A 23,203-nucleotide genomic window follows, 5' to 3' on the forward strand; every position below is an offset into this window, starting at 1 on the left:
CTGCGCGGGAACGTATCGGCCCGCGCCAGGGCATTTTCTGGATGTAGGAGGAGGAATTAGACAATGATCGGCATTATCGGAGCGATGCAAGAGGAAGTCGATCTGTTGCTGAGCGGGTTGTGCGACGCCGTGGAGATGAACCGCTCCGGCATTCGCTTCCATACGGGAACGCTGCACGGGAAGCCCGTCGTCATCTGCAAGTGCGGCGTCGGCAAGGTGAACGCGGCCGTCTACACGCAGGTGCTCATCGACCGGTTCAACGCGAACAAAGTGATCTTCACGGGAGTGGCCGGGGCGCTCGATCCGGAACTGAACATCGGCGACATCGTCATCTCGACGAGCTGCCAGCAGCACGATATGGACGTGACGCCTCTCGGGTTCGCGAGAGGGGTTATCCCGTTCCAGGAGGTGTCCGACTGGCCGGCGGACCCGGAGCTCGTGGCGATCGCCGTCGAGGCAGGGGAGAAGGCGGCTCCGGGCCGCTGCAAGAAGGGCAAGATCCTGTCGGGCGACCAGTTCATCGCCGACCGGGACAAGGTGCGGGAGCTGCACGAGACGTTCGGCGGCGCGTGCACGGAGATGGAAGGAGCGGCCGTCGCGCAAGCTTGCGCGATGAACGAGGTTCCTTACGTCGTCATCCGCTCGATGTCGGACAAGGCCGACGGCTCCGCTTCCGTGAACTTCGCGGAATTCACGGTGGAAGCGTCGAATCGCTCGTACGCGATCGTGAACGAGATGCTGCGGAAGCTGTAATGGCAGTTCGGCAGCGGCAATGCCGTATCTTGACCCGTGATAGCTGTTGCCGAATCGGCGTTGCCGGATGATCGAAGCTATTTTGGCGACGCTGAATGGCGGCGATATCCGCAACCTAACCGTCAAAGGCCGCCGAAGCGGCCTTTTGTCGTTGCCGTCGGCGGGAAGAGGCGATTCTTAACGATAAGGGGGACAAGTCGATGATTCTGGTCAGCTCATGCCTGGCGGGGCTGCAGGTCCGGTATAACGGAACCGGCTGCCTGGACGAACGGATTCGGAGCTTGATAGCGGAGAACCGGGCGGAGACCGTATGTCCCGAGCTGCTCGGAGGCTTCGCGACTCCCCGGGAGCCTGCCGAGATCGTCGGAGGAGACGGGGATGACGTGCTCGACGGGAGAGCGAAGGTCGTCGAGCGTTCGGGCCGCGACGTGACGGCCCAATACGTCGAAGGCGCCTTCCGGACGCTCGACATGGCGAGGGAGAGAGGGGCGACCGTCGTCGTCCTCAAGGAATTCAGCCCGTCTTGCGGCAGCTCCTTGATCTACGACGGCGAATTTGCGGCCCGGAAGAAGGAAGGCGTCGGCGTCACGACCGCGCTTCTGCGAAGACACGGCATCCGCGTCGTGTCGGAGGACAACCTCGCCGAAGCGCTGGAAGGGGTCTCGACGGAATCGAGCGGGAGCTGAACGGCGGTTCGCAGTTCGTACATAGGGACGGCGTTACCCCAAGTGCTGGAGAGCGATCTCCAGCACTTCGCGGTTTTTGGCCGTGATGATCTGGCGGCGGGGCATCGGCTCCCAGGCGCCCGTATCGTCCAGCCACGTGCGAGGCAGCTCCGCCGGGCGGCGGCTTGAGACGATCTTCGTCCAATCGGCCGGCAGCGGTCCCCCGTCGGGCGACGCGTCGATCGCCTTCAGCAGCGGATGGCCGGTCATCTCGAGCCAGAGCAGCCCCCAGGCGCGCGGCACGACGTTCCAATGGTCGTAGCCTCCGCCGCCGAGCGCGACCCAACGGCCATCCGCGTAATCGTGAGCGAGCTTGTGAATGAGCTTCGGCATCTCCCGGTAGATCCGCATGCTGCAGTGAACGTGGGCGAGCGGGTCGAAGGCGTGCGCGTCGCAGCCGTGCTGGCTGACGATGACGTCCGGCTTGAACGAGCGGACGATGCGGGACAAGGAATCGGAGAAGCATTCGAGCCACGACTCGTCCTCCGTATAGGGCTCGACCGGCACGTTCAGGCATGTCCCGTAGCCCGAGCTCGTGCCGCGTTCGTTCGCGAAGCCGGTGCCCGGGAACAGATATTTGCCCGTCTCGTGGATCGAGAACGTAAACGCTTCCGGATCGGCGTAGAAGCACCATTGCACCCCATCGCCGTGATGGACGTCCGTGTCGATGTAGAGCACCTTGGCGCCGTAGCGCCGGTTCATCCACGAGATGGCGGCCGCGGCGTCGTTGTAGACGCAGAAGCCCGAGCTCCGGTCGGGAAAAGCGTGGTGCAGCCCGCCGCCGAGATGCAGCGCGTGCGGAGCCCGGCCGCTCATGACGGCTTCGGCCGCCGCGAGCGAGCCTTCCACGACGGCGGCCGCGGCTTCGTGCATGCCCGGGAAGTAAGGGGTGTCCCCGTCCTGCTCGAGGCCGTAGCGGAGCGCTTGCCCGACCGCGCCGGGAGACGGGGACGGCTCGCTGAGCTCCTTCACGACGTTCAGGTAGTCCGCCCGGTGGATCCATTCGAGCGCCTCCTCGACGCCGTCCGCCCGGCAAGGGGCGATCTGATCGTCGCTAAGCGCGCCGCAGGCCCTCAGCAGATCTTCGGCGAGCAGCAGGCGCACCGGGTGGAACGGATGATCTTCATGGAACCGGTAGCTTCCGGACCTGGAACAGTCGATCCATACCGGGCCGTGGGCGGATGAAGTCAAGGCAATCTCTTCCTTTCGCGCGGGTAACGATCGAATTCAATACATGAACCGCTGCCGGAACCGGACGCGGTCGAACTTCTCGGCGGAGGCGAGGGGGACGTCCTTCCCGATCCGGACCATCAGGCAGTTGGCCGGATGGGCGCAGATCTCCGGGTCGTCCGTCGCGAACCAGACCATGCCGACGGACTTCATCAGCTTCTCCATCATCTCCCGGTATTGCCAGACGTTCAGCCCGCTGCCTTCGAGGTCCCAATGCCAATAATATTCGGTCGTGTAGACGATGGCGTTATCCAGCTGCCCGTCTTCGAACGCCGTCGCGACGAGCGCCTTGGCGAGGCCGAGCCCGCGGTAGTCGTCCGCCACCTCGATGGCGCCGAGCTCGATCAGGTCGTCCATGCCGCCTTCCGACCACCTCTCGAGTTCGTCGGGATAATGGAAGGTGACGTAGCCGACGATAACCTCGCCGTCGACCGCGGCGATGATCCGGCCTTCCGGCAAGCCGGCGATCTCGACGAGAGCGGCATGCTGTTCGGCGGGGCGGCGGAAGGCGTCGAGCGAAGGATGCATCCGGTATCGCTCGAGCCGGTCGGGCGGAACGGGGCCTTCCACGACGATGGGGCCGCCGCGGCCGGGCCGGATATGCCGTTGGTAGCGCTTCACGTGCTCCATGTCCGATCTCTCCTTCTGGGATGCTGTCATTATACACCATGCGAGCGCTTTATTGGAGTCCGAAAAGGGGACAAACCGGCGATATCGGCGGAACGTTCGCCAATTCTGTCCCCTATCGGCGGATATTCCCCGTCCTTCGGAATGCTCAATGCGTTCCCGCTGTGCTATAATGGCAATAGCGCATACCGAAATGCCGATTGTAAGCGCATACGATTCGGGGATTATCGTACTCTAACGGGATGGTGATGGTAATGACACTGCAACACGATGAGAAAGTAGCCGTAACGGCAACGAGTTCCAACCTCGGTTCTTATGAGGAAGCGGTGAAGAATTTCCGTCCGGAGGACATCGAAGCCCACTTCTCCTGGGCGAAGACGGGCAAGGTCAACATGGCGTACGAGGCGATCGACCGGCACGTGGAGAACGGGAAGGGCGACCGCATCGCGCTTCATTACAGCGACAATCAGCGCGAGGAGAGCTACACGTACGCCGATCTGGCGAAGGCCTCCAACCGCTTCGCCAACGTGCTTCGCAAGCTCGGAATCGGCAAGGGCGATCGCGTGTTTATTTTCATGCCGCGAACCCCCGAATTGTATATCGGCTTGCTCGGAACGCTCAAGGTCGGCGCCGTCGTCGGGCCTCTGTTCGAAGCGTTCATGGAGACGGCCGTCAAGGACCGGCTGCAGGACAGCGGCGCGGTCGCCATCGTCACGACCCCGGCGCTGCTGCCCCGGATCGCCCGCGACGAGCTGCCGGAGCTGAAGCATCTGATCGTGTTCGGCGACGACGTGCAGGAGGGCGACGGCATCGTGGACTTCCGCAAGGAGCTGGCCGAAGCGTCGGAGGAAGCGGAGATCGAGTGGCTGGGCCGCGAGGACGGACTCATTCTTCATTATACTTCCGGTTCGACGGGCAAGCCCAAGGGCGTGTTCCACGTTCAGAACGCGATGATTCAACATTATTATACGGGCCGCGTCGTGCTCGACCTGCGGGAGGGCGACGTCTACTGGTGCACCGCCGACCCGGGCTGGGTTACCGGCACCTCCTACGGGGTGTTCGCCCCGTGGCTGAACGGCGTCACGAACGTCGTGCGCGGCGGCCGGTTCAGCCCGCAGGATTGGTATTCGACGCTGGAGCGGTACAAGGTCACGGTCTGGTACAGCGCGCCGACGGCGTTCCGGATGCTGATGGGCGCCGGAGACGATGCCGTGAAGCCGTTCGACCTGTCGAGCGTGCGCCACGTCCTCAGCGTCGGGGAGCCGCTGAACCCGGAGGTCGTCCGCTGGGGACTGAAGGTTTACGGACAGCGTATCCACGACACGTGGTGGATGACGGAGACGGGCGGGCAGCTCATCTGCAACTACCCGAGCATGGAGATCAAGCCGGGCTCGATGGGCAAGCCGGTACCGGGCGTCCAGGCGGCGATCATCGACGATCAGGGCAACGAGCTGCCGCCGTTCCGGATGGGCAACCTCGCCATCCGGACGCCGTGGCCGTCCATGATGCGCAAGATCTGGAACAACCCGGCGAAGTACGAGGAATACTTCCGGATCCCGGGCTGGTACGTCTCGGGAGACTCGGCGTACAAGGACGATGAAGGCTACTTCTGGTTCCAAGGCCGAATCGACGACGTTATCAATACGTCGGGCGAGCGCGTCGGACCGTTCGAGGTCGAGAGCAAGCTCGTCGAGCATCCGGCGGTCGCCGAAGCGGGCGTCATCGGCAAGCCGGACCCGCTGCGCGGCGAGATCATCAAGGCGTTCATCTCGCTTCGCGAAGGCTTCGAGCCTTCCGAGGAGCTGAAGGCCGACATCGCCAAGTTCGTCAAGGTCGGCTTGTCCGCCCATGCGGCGCCGCGCGAGATCGAATTCCGCGACAAGCTGCCGAAGACGAGAAGCGGCAAGATCATGCGGAGGGTACTCAAGGCCTGGGAGCTGAACCTGCCGACGGGCGACCTGTCCACCATCGAAGATTAAGCGATTATCCATTTTCCTTAGGAAGAAGGGGCTCTCTCGCAGGTCGAAGCGACCGCGGGGGAGCCCCTCTGTTCACAGCAAGTTGTCCGTCCGGATACATACAAGAGCCGCTGTCCCCGGCAGAAGATCGCGCGGGAACAGCGGCTTGTTGCGTGTTCCGTTATGGAATGACGACCGATCCGGACGGATCGGATGAGCCGTACGCGTTGACGGCGGTGATGCGGTACGAGCCGGCCGGATGCAGCGTCACGTACTCGAACTTCGGCGTCTGCGTCGATCCGAGCAGCTTGTATTTGCCGCCGTCGGAGGAACTGAACCAAACCTCGTACTTGCTGACGCCTTCCGTCTCCGCATTGGAATTCCAGGTGAGCGTTACGCCCATCTCGCTCCCCGATCCCTGAAGACCGGTCGGAGCGGTAGGCGGGGTCTGGGCGCTGCCCGGATCCGGAGACGGGTTCGGCGACGATCCGCCGCCCGGATTCGTCTCCTGTCCGCCGCCGCTTCCGTTGTCGCCCGGGAGCGGGAGGTTCGGATCGACCGGATCCGTACCCGAATCCCCGCCCGCGCCGACGACGGCGCTCCGGTCGGATTCGTTGCCGGCGACGTCCACGGCGGTCACGTAATACTGATACGAATTCGCCGCGGAGATGTAATTGACGAATTTGGATTCATCCCCCGCGAACACGGAAGCTTCGACCTTCTCGAACGAGCCTCCGTTCACCGAACGGTAGAGCCGGTACCCGGCGACGTCCGCCTCCGGGCTCGGAGAGAACGTGATGCGGGCTTTGCCGCCGGCGAGCGTCTCCGCCATGACGTTGCCCGGGGCGCTCGGCTTGCGGCCGTCGTCCGCGCGCGGGTCCGTCTTGGAAGGAGCGCTGTCCTTCGCGTCCTTCGGCAGATAGAACGAGAGCGACTTGCGGCTGCTCGGCGACGTCTTCGGCAGCGCCGCCTGGATCTCTTCCATCAGCTCGTCGATCGGCTTCTCGCGCTTGATCATGATCGACTCGCGGAGCAGATCCTCCGGCGTCTCCGGATGCGGCAGATAGTTGACGCCGTTGTAGGTGATGTACTTGACCTTGACGAGCGCGTCGTCCTCTTCGGTCGGAATGAACTTCTTGTTGAACAGGTCGGTCGTCAGCCGTCCCGCCTGTCTCGTCAGCTCGGTCGGCAGCTTGCCGCTTACGCTGGATACCGTCTTCGTGACGAGGCCGTCCGGCTTCTCGAACTGCTTCGTCGGGAACAGCTCCGGCTTGGCGTCGGTGACCGAGTTCATCACCTTGGCCCAGATTTGGCGGGCGCGGTTGCGTCCGTCCGTGGACAGCGAATACTTCTGCGTCTCGTAGCCGACCCACACCCCGAGGGTGATGTCCGGAGTATAGCCTTCGAACCAGACGTCGGAGTAGTTCTGAGTCGTCCCCGTCTTGCCGACGATCGGGATCTTGCCGTACTTGTCGAACAGCGTCTTGAGCGATTTGCCCGAGCCGTCCGTAATGACCGTGCGCAGCATATCCGTCATCAGGTAGGCGGACTGCTCCGAGACGATCCGCTTCGGCTGGGCCTCGTGCTTGTAGACGATCTCGTTGTTCGAATCGCGGATCTCCTCGATCAGGTAAGCGTCGTTGAACACGCCCTTGTTGGCGATCGCTCCGTACGCGTTGGTGAGCTCTTCCACGCTCGTTCCGTACGTGAGACCGCCGATGACGCCCGTCTGCGCCTGATAATCCTTGTCGACGAGAGTCGTGATGCCCATCTCCTTGGTGAAGGCCCACGCTTCCTTGATCGTGACCTTGTCGAGGAAAATCTTCAGGGCAGGCAGGTTAAGCGAATTGTTGAGCGCGTACCGGGCGGTCACGAGTCCGGCATACTTGTTGTTGACGTTCTTCGGGATGTGCTTGCCGGAGCCGCCGTTGTTCAGAACGATCGGCGCGTCGTCGATGACGCTGGCCGGCTGGATCAATCCCTTCTCCAGCGCGGGCAGGTAAGCGGCGATCGGCTTCATCGCCGACCCGGGCTGACGGGTCATCTGTGTCGCGAAGTTCATCTGCTCGATGTGGAAGTCGCGGCCCTCGATCATGCCGAGAATCGCTCCCGTCTTCTGGTCGAGCATGACGGCCGCCGTCTGTTCCACGCCCTTGACCTTGTCGTCGGGCGTGAAGTTGTCCGGGTTCTCGGCGACCTTGCGCATCAGGTCGTACACGGTCTTGTCGATCGTCGTCTTGACCTTGTAGCCGCCTCTCAGAAGCTGCTCCCGGGCGTCTTCGACGAGCGCCGCGTTCTCCTTCTTGCCGAGATCTTCCTTCTTGAGATCCGGGTTCTCCTTCAGCACGAGCAGCTGCGCGGCTTGGCGCTCGGCTTCGAGCATCAGGTAAGGATACGTGTTGTACGCCTTCTGGGTCGGCTTGGCGAGCGAAGCGTACAAGTCGAAGGCGCGCGCCTCGTCGTACTGGGCCTGCGTGATCTTGCCGTACTCCAGCATCTTGTCCAGCACCAGCTTCTGTCTCGCGAGCGCGCGGTTGAAGTTCTTCTCGTTGAACTCCCCTTTGCTCGTGAAGGCGGAATAGGCGGAAGGACGCTGGGGAAGTCCCGCCAGGTAGGCCGCCTGCGCCAGGTTCAGCTGGCTGAGGTCCCGGCCGAAGATGCCCTTGGCCGCCGCCTTGATGCCGTACAGATTGTAGCCGGACGAGCCGTTGCCGTAATTGATTTTGTTCAAATAAGCGGTAATGATTTCTTCTTTGCCCAGGAATCTCTCCAGACGGAGCGACAGGAAGATCTCCTTCGCCTTGCGGCTCGTCGTCTTGTCCAGAGTGAGGAACACTTGGCGAGCCAGCTGCTGCGTCAGCGTGCTTCCGCCGGTCTGGACGTCTTCGTTCAGCAGCTGCTGCTTGACGGCGCGCAGCAAGCCGTTCGCGTCGACGCCGATATGATTGAAGAAGTTCCGGTCCTCGATGGACACGACGGCGTCGATGACGACCTTCGGAATTTGATTGTAAGTGACCGGCTGCCGGTCTTCCTCGGTGCGGAGCTGGCCGACCAGCGTATTGTCGCGGAAATAAACGAAGCCGGTGATCGCGTTCTCGTTGATCTTCTGCTCGATGAGCGCCCTTGGGCGAATAGGGTCGTCCTTGACCAACGCCGCGATGTACCCTCCGACGGCTCCGGCCGCGACCAGTCCCGTCAGCACGCCGAACAGCACGAGCCACAGGATGGTGTACAGGAAAATGCGGGCCGCCATCCACCAGCCCGAGCCTGCGCCTTCGCGCGGGGGAGGAGTTTGTTTCGTCTCGTTCATAAATGGCCTCCTTCAACAAACAGAACTATTATAGCACATTTGGCATGGTTTGACTTCCTTCGAAGCGTTGTGCTATAAAGAGAGAAATTGCGAAGGAATGCGGGGGCAAGGAACGGACATGGCAGAGGATAAACGAACATTGACGCCGGATCAGCAGCGCGAGGTGCAGCGTCAGCTGGAAGTGATCAAGCGCGGCGCGGCGGACATCGTGCCGGAAGAGGAGCTCGCCGCCAAGGTGGCCGAATCGGTCGTCTCCGGGCGTCCGCTGAAGGTCAAGCTGGGACTGGACCCTTCGGCGCCGGACATCCACGTCGGACATACGGTCGTGCTGCACAAGCTGCGCCAGTTCCAGTCCCTGGGACACCGCGTGCAGCTGATCATCGGCGACTTCACCGGCCGGATCGGCGATCCGACGGGCAAGTCGGAGACGCGCAAGCAGCTGTCCGAGGAGGACGTGAAGCGCAACGCCGAGACGTACAAGAAGCAGATTTTCAAGATTCTCGATCCCGAACTTACGACCGTCTATTATAATTCGGAATGGCTGTCGCCGCTCAACTTCGCGGACGTCGTCCAGCTCGCCGCCAAGATCACCGTGGCCCGGATGATGGAGAGGGACGACTTCACGAAGCGTTTCCAATCGGGTCTACCGATCAGCGTTCACGAATTTTTCTATCCGCTTATGCAAGGGTACGATTCGGTCGCGCTCGAGAGCGACGTCGAGCTCGGGGGAACGGACCAGAAGTTCAATCTGCTCATGGGCCGCACCTTGCAGCGCGAATACGGGAAGACGGCTCAGGCGGCCATCATGCTGCCTCTGCTCGAGGGTCTCGACGGCGTGAACAAGATGAGCAAGAGTCTCGGCAATTATATCGGAATCGACGAGGAGCCGAACCAGATCTACGGCAAGTCGATGAGCATTCCCGACGAACTGATGCTTAAATATTACGAGCTGGCGACCGACATCACGAACGAAGAATTGGCTGCCCTGCGCGCGGGCCTCGAGGACGGCTCCGTCCATCCGCGCGACGCGAAGATGAGGCTCGCCCGCACGTTCGTCCGCATGTACCACGGCGAAGAGGCTGCGGCGGCGGCGGAAGAGCACTTCGTCACCGTCTTCCAGAAGCGCGCTCTGCCGGAAGACATCGAGGAGCTCGGGCTGCCGGAATCGGAGCTGTCGGACGGCTCGATCCGCATCACGAAGCTGCTGACGCTGCTCGGCCTGCAGCCTTCGGTCAGCGAAGCGCGCCGCAGCATCCAGCAAGGCGCCGTTCGCCTGAACGAAGAGAAGCTGACCGACCCGAACGGGGAGATCTCCCCGAAGAACGGGGACGTCATTCAGGTCGGCAAGAGGAAGTTCGCCCGCATCGCGATCCGCTAAGCCCGGGCCGGCACCCGAGCGAGGGGATCAAGAATACGGAACAAGAATAGGAACCGGGCGCAACCCGCCCCGACGAATGCCCGCCAGCCGGCGGACGTTCGTTCGGAGGCGGTTTTTTTCGTTCTGCGGCTCGGCGCCGGATGTGCGGCGATCGGAACTGGCAGCCTGCCGGAGCCGACCTCTCCGCAGGATTGCTCTGATTCCTCTTACCCTCTTACCCTCTTACCCTCATACCCTCATACCCTCATACCCTCATACCCTCATACCCTCATACCCTCATATCCTCATATCCTCATATCCTCTTATCCTTCTTATCCTTCCGATTCCAGGATCTCCCTCAACTTGCATAAGCCATATTTGCAAGATACAATTAGAAACTTTATCCTTCGCCAGGTCGTATAATGAAGGGAAGGAACGCCAATCCGCGAGATGGAGGAGTGATGGCCTATGGAAGCGGTGTTCTGGTGTTGCCTCGCGTTCGGAGCCTTGACGGCCGTCGTCACGCTCGTCTTCGGCGACAGTCTGGGCGGAGCGGCCGACGGCCTCTTCGGATGGCTCTCGATCGACGTCCATCATCTGTTCCAGCCCGTCGTGCTGTCGGGCGCGGTGACGGTATTCGGGGGAACCGGCCTGCTGCTGCATCGATATTCGGGACTGCCGGGCCCCGGCGTTTACGCCGCCTCGGCCGCGACGGCCGCGGTCATCGGCACGGGCGTGTACTTCCTTTACGTACGCCCGATGCGAGGCAGCGAGAATTCGACGGGCTACTCGATGTCGGAGCTTGCGGGCAAGCGCGCGGAAGTGCTGACGCCGATACCGGCGTCCGGCTGCGGGGAAGTGCTCGTCCGGGTCGGAGCCGGCAACGTCAACCACGTGGCCGCGAGCTTCGACGGGGAAGAGGTTCCGGCCGGCACGCCGGTCGTCGTCGTCGAAGTGAAGGAAGGGACGCTGTACGTCTCCCGGATGGATTGACGGAAGCTTGGTCCCGCGCGACAGAACTTCATAACCAACTATTAGATGGAAGGGGTAACGCGCATGGAGAATTTCCCGGATTATCTGTACATACCGATCTTGGTGGTGGCGGTGCTGCTCGTCCTCGGCCTCGCCTTCTGGGCGAGGTACAAGACGGTGTCGCCCGACGAAGCGATGATCGTGACGGGCTCGTTCCTCGGAAGCAAGAACGTGGCGATCGACGAATCGGGCAGGAGAATCAAAATCGTGCGCGGGGGCGGCGCCTTCATCCTGCCGATCTTCCAACAGGCGCAGTTCCTGTCGCTCTTATCCCATAAGCTCGATGTCACCACGCCCGAGGTGTATACGGAGCAGGGCGTGCCGGTCATGACCGACGCGGTGGCGATCATCAAGATCGGCGGCTCGGTCGAAGACGTCGCGACGGCGGCGGAGCAATTCATGGGCAAGCCGACGGAATCGCTCAAGGGCGAAGCGCAGGAAGTGCTCGAAGGGCATCTTCGGGCCATCCTCGGCACGATGACGGTCGAGGAAGTGTACCGCAACCGCGACAAGTTCGCCCAGGAAGTGCAAGGGGTCGCCGCGAGGGACCTGAAGAAGATGGGCCTGCAGATCGTGTCGTTCACGATCAAGGACGTCCGCGACAAGCACGGCTACCTGGAGGCGCTCGGCAAGCCGAGGATCGCGGCGGTCAAGCGGGACGCGGACATCGCGGAGGCGCAGGCGGTGCGGGATTCGCGCATTCAGAAGGCGCAGGCCGAGGAAGAAGGCCAGAAGGCCGAGCTGCTGCGCGACACGAATATCGCCGAAGCGACGAAGGAGAAGGAGCTGAAGGTCGCGTCCTTCAAGAAGGAGCAGGATCAGGCGAAGGCGGAAGCCGACCAGGCGTACGCCATCCAGGAAGCCCGCTCCAAGCAGAGCGTCGTCGAGGAGCAGATGAAGGTCGAGCTCGTCCGCAAGGAGCGGGAGATCGACCTGGAGGCGAAGGAGATTCTGCGCCGCGAGAAGCAGTACGACGCGGAAGTGAAGAAGAAGGCGGACGCGGACCGCTACGCCGTCGAGCAGGCGGCGGAAGCCGACAAGGCGCGCAGGCTGCGCGAGGCGGACGCGCTGCAGTACAAGATCGAAGCGGAAGCGAAGGCAAGCGCCGAGCAGAAGCGGTTGAACGGCTTGGCCGAAGCGGAGGCGCAGCGGGCCAAGGGGACGGCCGAAGCCGAGGTCATCCGGCTGCGGGGCTTGGCGGAAGCCGAAGCGAAGGAGAAGCTGGCGGAGGCGTTCGAGAAGTTCGGCGAAGCCGCCGTGCTCGACATTATCGTGAAGATGCTGCCGGAGCTCGCCGGCAAGGTCGCGGAGCCGATCTCGTCCATCGACAAGCTGACGGTCGTCGATACGGGACATGGGGAAGGCGCCGCGCGGGTGAGCAACTACGTGACTTCGCTGATGGCGACCGCGCCGGAGATGCTGAAGAGCGTGTCGGGCATCGACATCAACAAGCTGGTGCAGGGGCTGACGCGGAAGGCGCTGCCGGACGCGGCCGACAAGCCGGCGGCGGTTCCGTCGCCGGCGGCTCCGACGAAGCCGTTGCCGCCTGCGGCCGAATAGGAACAAGAGCAGGAGCTCGGACAAGAGCAAGAACTAGAGCAAGAATTAGAGCAAGAGCAAGAGCAAGAGCAAGAGCTAGGACTAGGTGCAAGAATTAGAGCCTGTCGAAGCCTCCGTCGGCGAGCATCGCCGGCAGAGGCGTAGCCGAGAAGAATCCCGGAGCGCGAACGCGATTCGGGGTTCTTGCTTCTAGCCCTGCCAAGGGCCGCTATTCTCGGAGGCATAAAAACGACGAAAGACCCTTTCGCTTCCGGTTCATAGCCCGTTCTCTATCGAACTCAAGAGACGCTATTTAGCGTTAGGAAGCCTATTTTGAAGCTCTAACGAACCCCGGCGATCTTATTTGGGAAAACCGGGGAAAAAGGGGCTTTCAGCACGAAATAGCCTCTATACGATTCGTCGGAATGGAAAACCACCCTTTTCAGCAAATAGCGTCTCCTCGATTCGCTAGCGCCTCCCCCAATCGAAACGGGGACCGGGCCAAAAGATAAAAGCTCCGCGTGTCGCGATCTCCGCAAGGACAAGCGACCCGGAGCCCGAATTACGCAGAAAAAAAAACGCCTCCGGCGTCCGGAGACGGCGAAGGCGTTCTTCGATCTTGCTCGGGGCAGCCGATTAGCGGCTGTAGAATTCGACGATTTGTTGTTCTTCGATGTCTTGGGACAGCTCGTCGCGGCTAGGCAGACGGACGTACTTGCCTTCCATCGAAGTCGCGTTGAAGTCCAGGTAGGAAGGCAGGTGATGACGGCCTTCGAGGGCTTCCTTGATCGCCTTCAGGCCGCGGCTGCGCTCGCGCAGGCCGATCACGTCGCCCGGTTGAACGGTGTAGGACGCGATGTTGACCTTCTGGCCGTTAACCGTCACGTGACCGTGCGAGACCAATTGGCGCGCGCCCGGACGGGAGTTCGCCCAGCCGAGACGGTACACGAGGTTGTCCAAGCGGCTCTCGAGCAGGAACATGAAGTTCTCGCCGGCTTTACCTTTGAGCTTGGAAGCGCGGTCGAACAGGTTGCGGAATTGCTTCTCGTTCAGGCCGTACATGTGGCGAAGCTTCTGCTTCTCCAGCAATTGAAGGCCGTAGCCGCTAACCTTGCGGCGTTGGTTCGCGCCGTGTTGTCCCGGAGGGAACGGGCGCTTCAGATCTTTGCCGGTCCCGCTCAGGGAGATGCCGAGACGGCGGCTCAGTTTAAACTTGGGTCCTGTATAACGTGCCATGAGTGTGCAGACTCCTTTTTCAAAATAAGATTTTGAAAATGGGGTATCGTTGCGCCGGTCGATTCCGCACCGAGGAGAGACTTGTCCGTCTTCCCCGGTCCCGGCAGGGATGTTCAGCCGCAGCCCGCCGGTGGATTCTTCCGTGAGGGTGACACAAACCGTTTGCCCAATATTCAACAAGTTATATTATACGATCCCAGGCCGCGAAGTCAAGAATGAACCGCATGGTAACCGTTTGCATTTTTAAAATAAAATAACGGCGGTCGATTCGGCCGCAAGTCCCTGTATTTTCCTTATGATATAGTGCAAAATTCCTGGTTTCATTGTATAGTTAAGTTAAAAGAATCAGCGCGAGTCCGGCAAGGAGGGACGGGGGATGGCACTTCAAGACGATTGGCAAGGCTCGTTTCGACAAAATCAGGCAAACGATCAATCACCCCGCACTCCGAACGAACTTCCGCTGTGGGTACAACGGCAGGATCTGGCCGAAGCCGACATGCCCTATACGCATTCGCTTCTTCACGGAAGCTTCATAGATTGGCAGGAGCAGACCGAAGGGTTCCCTTGGACGCCCGATTATCCGATTCTGCTCCTGCATCCCGACGGCACGACCGTGGCCGTCGCCGGGACGGGCGCCGACGACAAGGCGATCGTTCCGTGGCATTGGGGCGAGGAGACGCTCGGTCCGACGGCGGCGAGCATCGCGCTCGGGACATGCCGTCCGACGCTCGTCCGGGCGGACGAGCACGTCTCGCCGTCCATTCGGTCGTTCGACTCGATCGCGGTGCCCGTCTTCACCCGCACGTCGGGAATCCCCTGCGCGGCGCTCGCCTGCCTGCTGCCGGCCGGCACGGCCCAGGCGGGCGAGCTGAAGCTGCTCCAGGCGGCGGCCCTCCACTTCCGGAGCTGCCTGTACCGGCGCTTCGAGCTGCTGTTCGTCAAGGACCTGCTGCAGGCGTCGCATCTGACGGCGCGGGAAGAGCGCCGGCGCGACCTGCTGTTCGACGTCTTAAGAAGGCTGAACGACCACATCGACGTCGAGAACGTCCTGGCGGAAGTGTTCAACATTCTGGAGCAGGTGTACCCGATGTGCCGGACGGATCTGTTCCTGTCCCAGGATTACAGCAGCTCCAACGAGAAGGTGAAGCCGCTCGCCTTCCACCAGCAGGAGATGGACATCTGCTGGAAGGCGTTCATGGAAGGCGAGATGCGGGAAGAATACGAGGGAACCCGCCGCCGGATCGCGCTGCCGCTGACCGGGAAGCAGGGCGTCTACGGCGTGCTGCTGCTGGACGTGTCCGCGAAGGACTTCGACGACGTCGACCTGCGGTTCGTCACGATGCTGACGGGAGGGGCGGGCACCGCGTTCGAGAAGGCGAAGCTGCACGAGCAGGCCAATACGCTCATCGGCGAGCTCCGCCTCATTAACGAGTTGACGCACCGGCTCAACAGCAGCCTCCGGCTCTCCGACACGATGCAGTTCGCGACGGCGGAGCTGCTTCACATTTTCAAGGCCGACTACTGCTTCATCCTTCAACTCGATCCGCTGAACGGCCACTTCATCGTCATGTCGACCAACGCTCCGGAGATGACGAACGAGAAGTTCGACAAGGACTACGGATTCTGCGGCGTCATGCTGACGACGAAGGAGCCGATCATTCTGTCCGACTACCACTCCGCGACGCCCGTAAGCTCCCATCTGATGGACGTGACGCAATCGCGTTCGCTGCTGGCTTCACCGCTGCTGCTCAACGGAGAGATGATCGGGGCCGTCATGGTCACGCACAAGCTGCCGAACCACTTCTCCTACGACAATTACAAGCTGCTGCAGGTGCTGTCCGCCCATCTGGGACTCGCGGTGTCGAACTCGTCGCTGCACGCGGAAGTGCGCCGGATGGTCATCACCGACAACTTGACCGGACTGTTCGCCCGCCATTACTTGAACGAGAGAATCCAGCGCAAGCAGCAGAAGGACGGCTACGGCTCGCTTATTCTCGTCGATATCGACCACTTCAAGAAGGTGAACGACACGTTCGGCCATCAGATCGGCGACGCGATTCTCATCCAGGTGAGCACCATCATCCGCTCCGCCATCCGCGATACCGATATCGCCGCGCGCTGGGGCGGAGAGGAGCTGGCGATCTACTTGCCGAAGCTCAGCCTGGAGCAGACGATGAGGGTCGCGGAGAGAATCCGCAAGCGCGTCGAGGAGGAGACAAGCCCGAAGGTCACGGTCAGCTGCGGGTTGTCCGAATGGACGGCCGCCGACGACAAGGTCAGCGTCGAATCGCTGTTCTACCGGGCGGATATGGCGCTGTACGACGCCAAGCACAAGGGCCGCAACACGGTCGCGGTCGGATAAGTCCGCATCGAATATACGCCAAGAAGCCTCGTTCCCGGGAACGGGGTTTTTTCGTCTTCGCCAGGCGGGGAGCGGAATAACGGGCGGACGGGGGGAGACGATAGGGAGGCATGCGATGACGGGGGAAAAGGAGGGGGAGAGATGCTCGGACGGACGCTCCTTCGATGGGGAATGGCCGCGGCCGCCCTCGCGGGGCTTGTTCTCTCGCCCGGATGCCTGGCCCCTTCGCGAATGCCCCCGGAGAAGGCGTTCGCGCTGTCGGCGTCGGCCTTGTCCGGCCGCGACGGCTATTCGTACGCCGGCGAATGGGCGGCGTTCGGCGCGGACGGAGCGGCCTTGGGCGGAGCGAGCTACCGCGGCCTCGTGTCCGGCCACCGGCCGATCGTTCTCCAGTGGGACGGGCCCGGCGGGGCGGGCGGCGGACAAGGCCATCATCCGCTGGCGCTCGCGGAGGCGGCCCAGCTGCAGGCCTCCGAGATCGCGTACGCGCCGCCGCCCTCGCGGGATACCGTCGCGTTCCGGATTGCGGTCCGTCCGGAAGCGGCGCGGCGCGCGATCGCGGAGCCGCTGCGAAGACAGATGGAGGAAGCGCGGAGAAGCTTGAACGCCCGGATCGATCCGAGCCGGGAGAACGATCGGAATCCGCGTGCGAAGGCGTTCCGCGCGCTCGGCCGCTCGGAGGCGGAGCTCGAAGAGCGGCTCGCCTCCCTCGAAGCGTCCACCGTCTTCACGTGGATCGCGGACAAGCGCACGTGGTTCCCGAAGGAGCTGCGGGAGGAGACCGAGCTCCGGTACGAGGCCGACGGGAAGGAACGCCGGGAGAGAAGAACTTCCGTCACGATTTTCCGCAAGGGCGGCTCCGGTGATACAATGGGTTCATAGCGCGCTCCGGCGTCCCGATCGGACGGCAAGGCCCGCTCTATAACGCATGAAGATCAATCAAGCTTCAAAGGAGGAAACGCGCATGCGCGATCCGCGTCTGCAGAGACTCGCCGCCAACCTGGCCGGCTATTCCGTTAAGGTTCAACCGGGAGACAACGTGCTGATCGAGATGATCGGCTCCGAGCGCGAGCTGCTCCAATGCCTGATCGAGGAGGTGGCCAAGCGCGGGGGACGTCCGTACGTCGAGATCGAGGACCGCTCCGTCACGAGAACGCTGCTGAAGCACGCGACGCTGGAGCAGATGGAGACTTGGGCGGCCTACGACCTCAACCGGATGCAGAGAATGCAAGGCTACATAGGTATCCGCTCCGGAGAGAACGCCAACGAGCTGGCCGACGTCCCATCGGACAAGATGAAGCTGTACGACCGCGTGCATCGTCACCCCGTCCATATGGAGCAGCGGGTCAAGAAGACGAAGTGGGTCATTCTCCGCTACCCGAACCCCTCGATGGCGCAGCTGGCCAACATGAGCACGGAAGCGTTCGAAGACTTCTACTTCGACGTCTGCAACCTCGATTACGAGAAGATGGACCGGGCGATGGACCCTCTTCAGGAGCTCATGAAGCGGACCGACAAGGTGCGCATCGTCGCCCCGGGGACGGATCTGACGTTCTCCATCAAGGGAATCGGCGCGAAGAAGTGCTCCGGCGAACGGAACATTCCGGACGGAGAGGTATACTCCTGCCCGGTCCGCGATTCCGTCAACGGAACGATCGCCTACAATACGCCGAGCGTCTACAACGGCTTCACGTTCGAGAACGTCAAGTTCCGCTTCGAGAACGGCAAGATCGTGGAAGCGACCGCCAACGACCCGGACCGGATCAACCAGGTGCTCGACAGCGACGAGGGCGCCCGCTATATCGGGGAGTTCAGCCTCGGCTTCAACCCGTATATCCTGCATCCGATGAAGGACATTCTGTTCGACGAGAAAATCGCGGGAAGCCTCCACTTCACCCCCGGCCAGGCCTACGAGGATTGCGACAACGGCAACCGTTCGTCCATCCACTGGGACCTGGTGCAGATTCAGCGGCCGGACTACGGCGGCGGGGAGATTTACTTCGACGACGTCCTCATTCGCAAGGACGGCCTGTTCGTCGTGCCCGAGCTGCTGGGGTTAAATCCCGATGCGCTTAAATAAAGCGTTTTCCCCCTTGCATGACGGGGGGGCGTCAAGGTATGATGAGGGAAGTAGTTGACCACCCTATCATTTGGAGGGATTTCCATGTCCAACAACGCAGCCATCGTGGAACTGTCGCAGACAGCCAACAAATTCCGTTCTTCCATTGTACTTCAAGCCGAGAACAAGTATATCGATGTGAAGAGCATCCTCGGGTTGTTCACGACGCTGGTGGGCGGACACGCTTACGAATTGCACGTGCACGGCCCCGACGCCGACGAGGCGAAGAAGGAGCTGTCCACCGTATTCGCGAAGCACAACCTGAACGTCACGATCGTAGACTGACGAATTCTGCGAGTCGCTAGCGGATTTATAGACATACAACGCGATCCGAACGCCCCCGTCCGAGCCCGGACGGGGGTCTTCTGACAGCAAGGAGAGAGTTCACGTGAACGTCACCGACCCGCTTCTGGAGCTCGTGTTCCATTATCGCTATTGGGGTTTGTTCGGGGCGATGTCGCTCGGCATCGTCGGCCTTCCGGTGCCGGACGAGGTGCTGCTGACCGCGGCGGGCTACCTCGTGTCCCAGGGCGGCATGCGGCTCGGATGGACGATGCTGGCGGCCATCGGCGGCAGCGTCGTCGGGATGTCGGCCAGCTATTGGATCGGCCGGACGCTCGGTCTCTCCTTGCTTCAGAAGTACGGACGCCGTCTCGGCTTCACGGCCGCCCGGATGGACCGTCACGAGAGGCTGTTCGCCAAGTGGGGCCAGGCGATCATCCTCGTCGGGTATTTCGTGCCGGGCCTCCGGCACGCCACGGCGCTGCTCGCCGGCGTCGGCAAGCGTTCCTACCGTTCGTTCGTGCTGTACGCGGCTCTCGGGGCGCTCTTGTGGACGAGCTCGTTCCAATTGATCGGCACTCTCCTGGGAGAGCATTGGCGGGAGGTGACGGGGGTCGTGAACCGCGACTTCGCTTACCTCCTCGCCGGAGCGGCGATTCTGGCGCTGGGAGCGATCCTGTGGCGCCGGTTGGGGACCAAGGCCAGGAGCTGACCGCGGCATCTCTGTTAATCAAGGTCCGGATCCTTCCGATCCGGGCTTTTTGTCGTTCCGAACCGGCTTCTCTAAGGTCGCCGAAGGATTTTGCTTGTCCGGTCCGTTTTTCCCGGTTCCTGTCCTTGTGCTAGAAGCGGATTTCGTCTAATATGAAAGGGATAGGATTAGGATGGATTGGCAAGTAAGGGCACAGGGGGAGTTGGAATGGCTTCATCGGATGTCATGGTGCACCTGAATCAGAAGGCGCTTCGCCTGCTGCAGGAAGATGCGGACAAGATCGAGAAACTGATCGCCATTCAAATGGAGAATCTGGCGACCCGCAAATGCCCGCTTTATGAGGAAGTGCTGGACACTCAGATGTACGGCTTCTCCCGGGCGGTCGACTTTGCGGTGCGCGCGGGACTCGTAGACGAAGGCGCGGGCAAGCTTCTCGTCATGCAGTTGGAACGCAATCTTGCGTTGCTATACGAAGCGATGGCTCAGAGGGAAGAGTAGTCCCTCCCGATACATGCACGATCGGACCCCGGCGCCGCTCCGCGCCGGGGCCGCTTTGTTCGGCCGGAGTTCCGGAGAGCCTCGGCCGGGACGGCCTGCGCGGACAGCGAGAAGAATAGAGAAGAAGCCTTGGATCGGCCGGACGGCCTTTCCAAGGCTTCTTCTCATAGGCTCGCTTCTTCCCGCGCTTAGACGAAGTAGAACGCGACTCCCAGCACGACGTAGACGAGAAGGAGCAGCTTGCCTTCGTACCACGTCGTCGCCCCGTCCCTCGAGATGGAGGTGGCGATCAGCACGGCGACGGCGATGGCCGCAAGCTCGATCGTCGAGAACAGAATGTCCATATGCTGGTTGAAGAACAGGCTGACGAAGACGAGGACGGGAGCGACGAACAGAGCGATCTGCAGGCTGCTTCCGACCGCGATCTCGACGGCGGCGCCGATCTTGTTCTTCATGGCGAGCATGATGGCCGCGCTGTGCTCGGCGGCGTTGCCGACGATGGCGACGATGAACGCGCCGACGAACAGCTCGGACAAGCCGAACTTGTGGGTGAACACTTCCAGGGTGCCGACGAGCCACTCGCTGACGAAGGCGACCATCACTGTCGCGATGACGAGATAGAGGATCGACTTGCCCTTCGACCAGCTCGCTTCCTCGCCGTGGTCGGGCTTCGTCTCTTCGTTGTCTTCCAGCAGGCTCTTGTGCGTGATCATCGAATAGACGAGCCATCCCGCGTACGCGATGATCAGGACGGCGGCGACCGTCACGCTGATCGACATCGTGTCATGGGTCGACAGATGCTCCGTCTTCACGAACACCGCCGGGATGAACAGCGCGATGACGCCGAGCAGCATCAGCGAGGCGTTCTGGCCGGCCAGGTGGATGTTGAACTTCTGCTCCTTGAACTTCAGGCCGCCCGCGAACGCGCTCGCTCCGAGCACGAGCAGCAGGTTGCCGATGATCGAGCCGGTGAGGCTCGCCTTGACCATGTCGAACAGGCCTTCCTTGACGAGGAAAATCGCGATGATCAGCTCCGCCGCGTTGCCGAACGTGGCGTTCAGGAAGCCTCCGAGCCTCTGTCCCGCGTAGTGGGCGACGGACTCGGTCGCCTTGCCGAGGAAGCCGGCGACGAACACGACGGCTACGGCCGAGAGGATGAATTGCACGGTGGCGTTCCAGTGCGCGTAGTGCGCGACGGCGCTAAGAGCGAAGAACGCGATCAGAAGGGGGAAAAACAGCTTTTTCAACGATACGACACCTCTTGTACGATGGATGAGCTTGGAACCTGCGTCAACTGTTCTAACTATATCGGAAAGATCGCATGAAGTAAATGCGCCGCCAGGCCCTGGCGCCGGCGCGCGATGTTGCCTTCTGGCGTGTACTTCCAGTACAATAGGAATGATCATGTTTCCGGGAGTGTGAGCCGCCGATGACCGAAGAGCTGCAGCAAGGGTTAATCCGTATTTCCGATGATGTCGTCGCCACAATAGCCGGCTTGGCGGCGTTGGAGACGCCGGGAGTCGCCGCGATGTCGGGCGGAATCTCCGAAGGCCTCGCCAAGAGGCTGAGCGGCCGCAACGCCCAGAGAGGCGTGTCCGTCGAAGTCGGGCAAGTGGAGGCGGCGATCGATCTGAGGATCGTCGTCCAGTACGGCATTCCGATCCAGGAGGTCGGCCTGCGCCTTCAGGAGAACGTTCGCGAGGCGGTAGAGAATATGACCGGCCTTCGCGTGGTCGAGGTCAACGTCAAGGTTGAAGGCGTCGCCTTCAAGGACGAGGCGGAGATCGAGGAAGCTCATCGGGTCAAATAGAGCGAGAAGAACAGAACGGGAGAGCCCCCTTCGGCACAACGCCGAAGGGGGCTCTCCCGTTATTCGGGCTTCCGCCGAAGCCCTATCTTCTGCGCGCGGTCTCCCGGCGTTCGCGCGCCGGGGAGCTGTCGCGTCCGTCGCGATTGTACTCGCGAGAGATGCTCAGCAGCACGCCCATGCCCATCATGAGCGAGAGCAAGGACGAGCCCCCGTAGCTGATGAACGGAAGCGTCACCCCCGTCATCGGAATCGCCCCGCTGACGCCTCCGACGTTGATCAGCGCCTGGAGTGCGATCAGGGACACCATGCCGACGCCGACGAGCGTTCCGAAGACGTCGGGGCATCGCAAGGAGACGATCAGCGCCCTCCACAGGAAGAGCAGGAGGAAGAGGAGGAACAGCGTCGTGCCGATGAAGCCGAGCTCCTCCGCCATAATGGCGAAGATGAAGTCGTTGTAGGCATAAGGCAAGTAAAACAGCTTCTGCACGCTGTTGCCGAGGCCGACGCCCGCGAAGCCGCCGTGGCCGAACGCTTCGAGCGAGCGAAGCAGCTGGTACCCGGCGCCGTCCTTGTCCGCCATCGGATCGAGGAAGGCGGTGAAGCGGGCCATCCGGTAGCCGCCGTCGAAGCCCGGCTTGGCGAGCATGTAGATGCTGAAGCACAGCGCCCCGATTCCCCCGATAACCCCGGCGGACATGAGCACGTGCTTCAGGTTGGCTCCGCCGGCGACGACCATGGCGGTGGCGACCAGAAGCAGAATCACGCAAGACCCGAGGTCGGGCTGCAGCATGATGAGGCCGGCGATGAGTCCGATGACGATCATGACCGGCAGCAGGCCGCGCTTGAATTCGCGGAACTTGTCGTCCTTCTTCGTGATGATCGCGGCCAAGTACAGAATCACCGCGATCTTCGCGAATTCGGTCGGCTGAATGCCGAGGCTGCCGACTCCGATCCAGCTGCGCGCCCCGTTGCGTTCCGCGGCGATGAACGGAAGGATCATAAGCGTGATCAGCATAATGAAGAGGAACGGAGCGAACCATTTCTTGTACTTCATATAAGAAACGTTCATGAGAATAAGCATCATGAACGTTCCGAGTCCCGCGAACATCAATTGTCTCTTCGTGAAGTAGAGCGCGTCGTTCCCGTACTTCGGGGAGACGACGGTCATGCTGGAGCTGGCGCTGAAGACCATGATCAAGCCGAAGCCGACCAGCAGAAGCGTCAGAATGAGCAGCAGAAAGTCCGGCGTTCCGCGCCCGCCGCTCGCAGGGGTCTTCATTGGTTGTCCCCCGGTTCCCGTCAGCCGAGCAGCGTCTTCAGTTCTTGGGCCCGCTGGGTGGCGGCGTTAAGAATCGGCTGCGGAATCGGCGATTCGTAATCGAGGCCGTGCGGGAACGTGGCGCGGCCGATGTAGACGGATTCAATCTGCAGGATGGCGTCGGGATTCTCCAGCTTGCCCTCCACGGCCCGCGTGCTGATCCGCAGGTAGTAGTCGTTGTTGCTCGCGCGGTCTTCCAGCTTCAGGTCGTACGTCGCGCGGGTATATTCCCATTGCCAACGAACGAAGCCCAGCTTCTCGCTGGATTCGTCCAGATGCGCAAGATCGCTCTTCAAACCGTTCAGACCCGTATTCTCGAGAATCATCAAAGTTCC

The 23,203-nt window shown here is 61.9% G+C and carries 20 protein-coding genes; 13 read left to right on the plus strand and 7 right to left on the minus strand.

All coding sequences use genetic code 11. The features are described 5' to 3' along the window. Positions 1-63 precede the first annotated feature (63 nt). Both H7B90_RS16780 and H7B90_RS16785 read left to right on the plus strand, forming a co-directional pair. Entirely contained in the window at positions 64-753 is a 690-nt protein-coding gene (locus H7B90_RS16780; protein WP_185137041.1) for a 5'-methylthioadenosine/adenosylhomocysteine nucleosidase, read from the plus strand. A 200-nt stretch (positions 754-953) separates the two neighbouring features. Then, positions 954-1,439: a 2-thiouracil desulfurase family protein gene (locus H7B90_RS16785; protein WP_185137042.1), complete on the plus strand. Its 486-nt coding sequence runs from the start codon at positions 954-956 to the stop codon at positions 1,437-1,439. A gap of 33 nt (positions 1,440-1,472) precedes the next feature. Here H7B90_RS16785 and H7B90_RS16790 read toward each other — a convergent pair whose 3' ends face one another. Together H7B90_RS16790 and H7B90_RS16795 are read right to left on the minus strand one after the other, a co-directional pair. Beyond that, positions 1,473-2,669, minus strand: coding sequence for an acetoin utilization protein AcuC (locus H7B90_RS16790; protein WP_185137043.1), 1,197 nt, complete (start codon positions 2,667-2,669; stop codon positions 1,473-1,475). Positions 2,670-2,705: 36 nt separating this feature from the next. Further along, complete coding sequence (locus H7B90_RS16795) at positions 2,706-3,338, minus strand: GNAT family N-acetyltransferase (RefSeq protein WP_185137044.1); 633 nt, start codon at positions 3,336-3,338, stop codon at positions 2,706-2,708. Between the two features lie 251 nt (positions 3,339-3,589). On the opposite strand from H7B90_RS16795, the gene acsA reads away from it, so the two are divergent. Beyond that, positions 3,590-5,314, plus strand: coding sequence for an acetate--CoA ligase (gene acsA, locus H7B90_RS16800; RefSeq protein WP_185137045.1), 1,725 nt, complete (start codon positions 3,590-3,592; stop codon positions 5,312-5,314). Between the two features lie 160 nt (positions 5,315-5,474). Here acsA and H7B90_RS16805 read toward each other — a convergent pair whose 3' ends face one another. Next, positions 5,475-8,603, minus strand: coding sequence for a penicillin-binding protein 1A (locus tag H7B90_RS16805; RefSeq protein WP_185137046.1), 3,129 nt, complete (start codon positions 8,601-8,603; stop codon positions 5,475-5,477). 118 nt (positions 8,604-8,721) lie between these two features. On the opposite strand from H7B90_RS16805, the gene tyrS reads away from it, so the two are divergent. The 3 genes from tyrS (at position 8,722) to floT (ending at position 12,552) form a co-directional block, all read left to right on the plus strand. Then, a complete protein-coding gene (tyrS, locus tag H7B90_RS16810; protein ID WP_185137047.1) occupies positions 8,722-9,981 on the plus strand; it encodes a tyrosine--tRNA ligase in 1,260 nt (419 codons plus the stop codon). A 447-nt stretch (positions 9,982-10,428) separates the two neighbouring features. Continuing rightward, positions 10,429-10,953: an NfeD family membrane protein gene (locus H7B90_RS16815; protein ID WP_185137048.1), complete on the plus strand. Its 525-nt coding sequence runs from the start codon at positions 10,429-10,431 to the stop codon at positions 10,951-10,953. Positions 10,954-11,016: 63 nt separating this feature from the next. After that, positions 11,017-12,552, plus strand: a complete 1,536-nt coding sequence (gene floT, locus H7B90_RS16820; RefSeq protein ID WP_185137049.1) for a flotillin lipid rafts scaffold protein FloT — start codon at positions 11,017-11,019, stop codon at positions 12,550-12,552. Positions 12,553-13,167: 615 nt separating this feature from the next. Here floT and rpsD read toward each other — a convergent pair. After that, complete coding sequence (gene rpsD / locus H7B90_RS16825) at positions 13,168-13,767, minus strand: 30S ribosomal protein S4 (protein WP_185137050.1); 600 nt, start codon at positions 13,765-13,767, stop codon at positions 13,168-13,170. 376 nt (positions 13,768-14,143) lie between these two features. Here rpsD and H7B90_RS16830 point away from each other — a divergent pair, with 376 nt between their 5' ends. The 6 genes from H7B90_RS16830 to H7B90_RS16855 all read left to right on the plus strand — a co-directional run bounded on the left by H7B90_RS16830 (position 14,144) and on the right by H7B90_RS16855 (position 19,740). Further along, positions 14,144-16,129, plus strand: coding sequence for a sensor domain-containing diguanylate cyclase (locus H7B90_RS16830; protein ID WP_185137051.1), 1,986 nt, complete (start codon positions 14,144-14,146; stop codon positions 16,127-16,129). Positions 16,130-16,270: 141 nt separating this feature from the next. Further along, positions 16,271-17,011, plus strand: a complete 741-nt coding sequence (locus H7B90_RS16835) for a hypothetical protein (RefSeq protein ID WP_185137052.1) — start codon at positions 16,271-16,273, stop codon at positions 17,009-17,011. A gap of 82 nt (positions 17,012-17,093) precedes the next feature. After that, positions 17,094-18,209 carry an aminopeptidase gene (locus H7B90_RS16840; RefSeq protein ID WP_185137053.1) on the plus strand — a complete coding sequence of 372 codons (1,116 nt, stop codon included), beginning with the start codon at positions 17,094-17,096 and terminating at the stop codon, positions 18,207-18,209. An 84-nt stretch (positions 18,210-18,293) separates the two neighbouring features. Then, the gene (locus H7B90_RS16845; protein ID WP_185137054.1) at positions 18,294-18,533 is read left to right on the plus strand and encodes an HPr family phosphocarrier protein; all 240 of its coding nucleotides are present in this window, start codon (positions 18,294-18,296) and stop codon (positions 18,531-18,533) included. 103 nt (positions 18,534-18,636) lie between these two features. Next, positions 18,637-19,242: a DedA family protein gene (locus H7B90_RS16850; RefSeq protein ID WP_185137055.1), complete on the plus strand. Its 606-nt coding sequence runs from the start codon at positions 18,637-18,639 to the stop codon at positions 19,240-19,242. Between the two features lie 207 nt (positions 19,243-19,449). After that, positions 19,450-19,740 (plus strand): Fpa/YlaN family protein, encoded by a 291-nt coding sequence (locus H7B90_RS16855; RefSeq protein ID WP_185137056.1) that lies wholly within the window; start codon positions 19,450-19,452, stop codon positions 19,738-19,740. Positions 19,741-19,928: 188 nt separating this feature from the next. On the opposite strand, the gene cax is transcribed toward H7B90_RS16855, so the two are convergent. After that, complete coding sequence (gene cax, locus H7B90_RS16860; RefSeq protein ID WP_185137057.1) at positions 19,929-20,987, minus strand: calcium/proton exchanger; 1,059 nt, start codon at positions 20,985-20,987, stop codon at positions 19,929-19,931. A gap of 182 nt (positions 20,988-21,169) precedes the next feature. On the opposite strand from cax, the gene H7B90_RS16865 reads away from it, so the two are divergent. Then, a complete protein-coding gene (locus H7B90_RS16865; protein WP_185137058.1) occupies positions 21,170-21,550 on the plus strand; it encodes an Asp23/Gls24 family envelope stress response protein in 381 nt (126 codons plus the stop codon). Between the two features lie 82 nt (positions 21,551-21,632). Here H7B90_RS16865 and ftsW read toward each other — a convergent pair whose 3' ends face one another. Together ftsW and H7B90_RS16875 are read right to left on the minus strand one after the other, a co-directional pair. Next, positions 21,633-22,829, minus strand: coding sequence for a putative lipid II flippase FtsW (gene ftsW, locus H7B90_RS16870; protein ID WP_185137059.1), 1,197 nt, complete (start codon positions 22,827-22,829; stop codon positions 21,633-21,635). Positions 22,830-22,849: 20 nt separating this feature from the next. Next, positions 22,850-23,194 (minus strand): YugN family protein, encoded by a 345-nt coding sequence (locus tag H7B90_RS16875; RefSeq protein WP_185137060.1) that lies wholly within the window; start codon positions 23,192-23,194, stop codon positions 22,850-22,852. Positions 23,195-23,203: the final 9 nt, after the last annotated feature.

This window comes from Cohnella xylanilytica (genome assembly GCF_014212175.1).
GTDB classification, from domain to species: Bacteria; Bacillota; Bacilli; order Paenibacillales; family Paenibacillaceae; genus Cohnella; species Cohnella xylanilytica.

What these genes read in the sequence shown, in the direction of transcription:
- H7B90_RS16785 (WP_185137042.1), top strand. Translation starts at nt 954, where the DNA reads ATGATTCTGGTCAGCTCATGCCTGGCGGGGCTGCAGGTCCGGTATAAC.
- H7B90_RS16830 (WP_185137051.1), top strand. Translation starts at nt 14,144, where the DNA reads ATGGCACTTCAAGACGATTGGCAAGGCTCGTTTCGACAAAATCAGGCA.
- H7B90_RS16805 (WP_185137046.1), bottom strand. Translation starts at nt 8,603, where the DNA reads ATGAACGAGACGAAACAAACTCCTCCCCCGCGCGAAGGCGCAGGCTCG.
- H7B90_RS16865 (WP_185137058.1), top strand. Translation starts at nt 21,170, where the DNA reads ATGACCGAAGAGCTGCAGCAAGGGTTAATCCGTATTTCCGATGATGTC.
- H7B90_RS16815 (WP_185137048.1), top strand. Translation starts at nt 10,429, where the DNA reads ATGGAAGCGGTGTTCTGGTGTTGCCTCGCGTTCGGAGCCTTGACGGCC.
- tyrS (WP_185137047.1), top strand. Translation starts at nt 8,722, where the DNA reads ATGGCAGAGGATAAACGAACATTGACGCCGGATCAGCAGCGCGAGGTG.
- ftsW (WP_185137059.1), bottom strand. Translation starts at nt 22,829, where the DNA reads ATGAAGACCCCTGCGAGCGGCGGGCGCGGAACGCCGGACTTTCTGCTG.
- H7B90_RS16835 (WP_185137052.1), top strand. Translation starts at nt 16,271, where the DNA reads ATGCTCGGACGGACGCTCCTTCGATGGGGAATGGCCGCGGCCGCCCTC.
- H7B90_RS16855 (WP_185137056.1), top strand. Translation starts at nt 19,450, where the DNA reads ATGGCTTCATCGGATGTCATGGTGCACCTGAATCAGAAGGCGCTTCGC.
- H7B90_RS16795 (WP_185137044.1), bottom strand. Translation starts at nt 3,338, where the DNA reads ATGGAGCACGTGAAGCGCTACCAACGGCATATCCGGCCCGGCCGCGGC.
- floT (WP_185137049.1), top strand. Translation starts at nt 11,017, where the DNA reads ATGGAGAATTTCCCGGATTATCTGTACATACCGATCTTGGTGGTGGCG.
- H7B90_RS16845 (WP_185137054.1), top strand. Translation starts at nt 18,294, where the DNA reads ATGTCCAACAACGCAGCCATCGTGGAACTGTCGCAGACAGCCAACAAA.
- rpsD (WP_185137050.1), bottom strand. Translation starts at nt 13,767, where the DNA reads ATGGCACGTTATACAGGACCCAAGTTTAAACTGAGCCGCCGTCTCGGC.
- acsA (WP_185137045.1), top strand. Translation starts at nt 3,590, where the DNA reads ATGACACTGCAACACGATGAGAAAGTAGCCGTAACGGCAACGAGTTCC.
- H7B90_RS16840 (WP_185137053.1), top strand. Translation starts at nt 17,094, where the DNA reads ATGCGCGATCCGCGTCTGCAGAGACTCGCCGCCAACCTGGCCGGCTAT.
- H7B90_RS16875 (WP_185137060.1), bottom strand. Translation starts at nt 23,194, where the DNA reads ATGATTCTCGAGAATACGGGTCTGAACGGTTTGAAGAGCGATCTTGCG.
- H7B90_RS16780 (WP_185137041.1), top strand. Translation starts at nt 64, where the DNA reads ATGATCGGCATTATCGGAGCGATGCAAGAGGAAGTCGATCTGTTGCTG.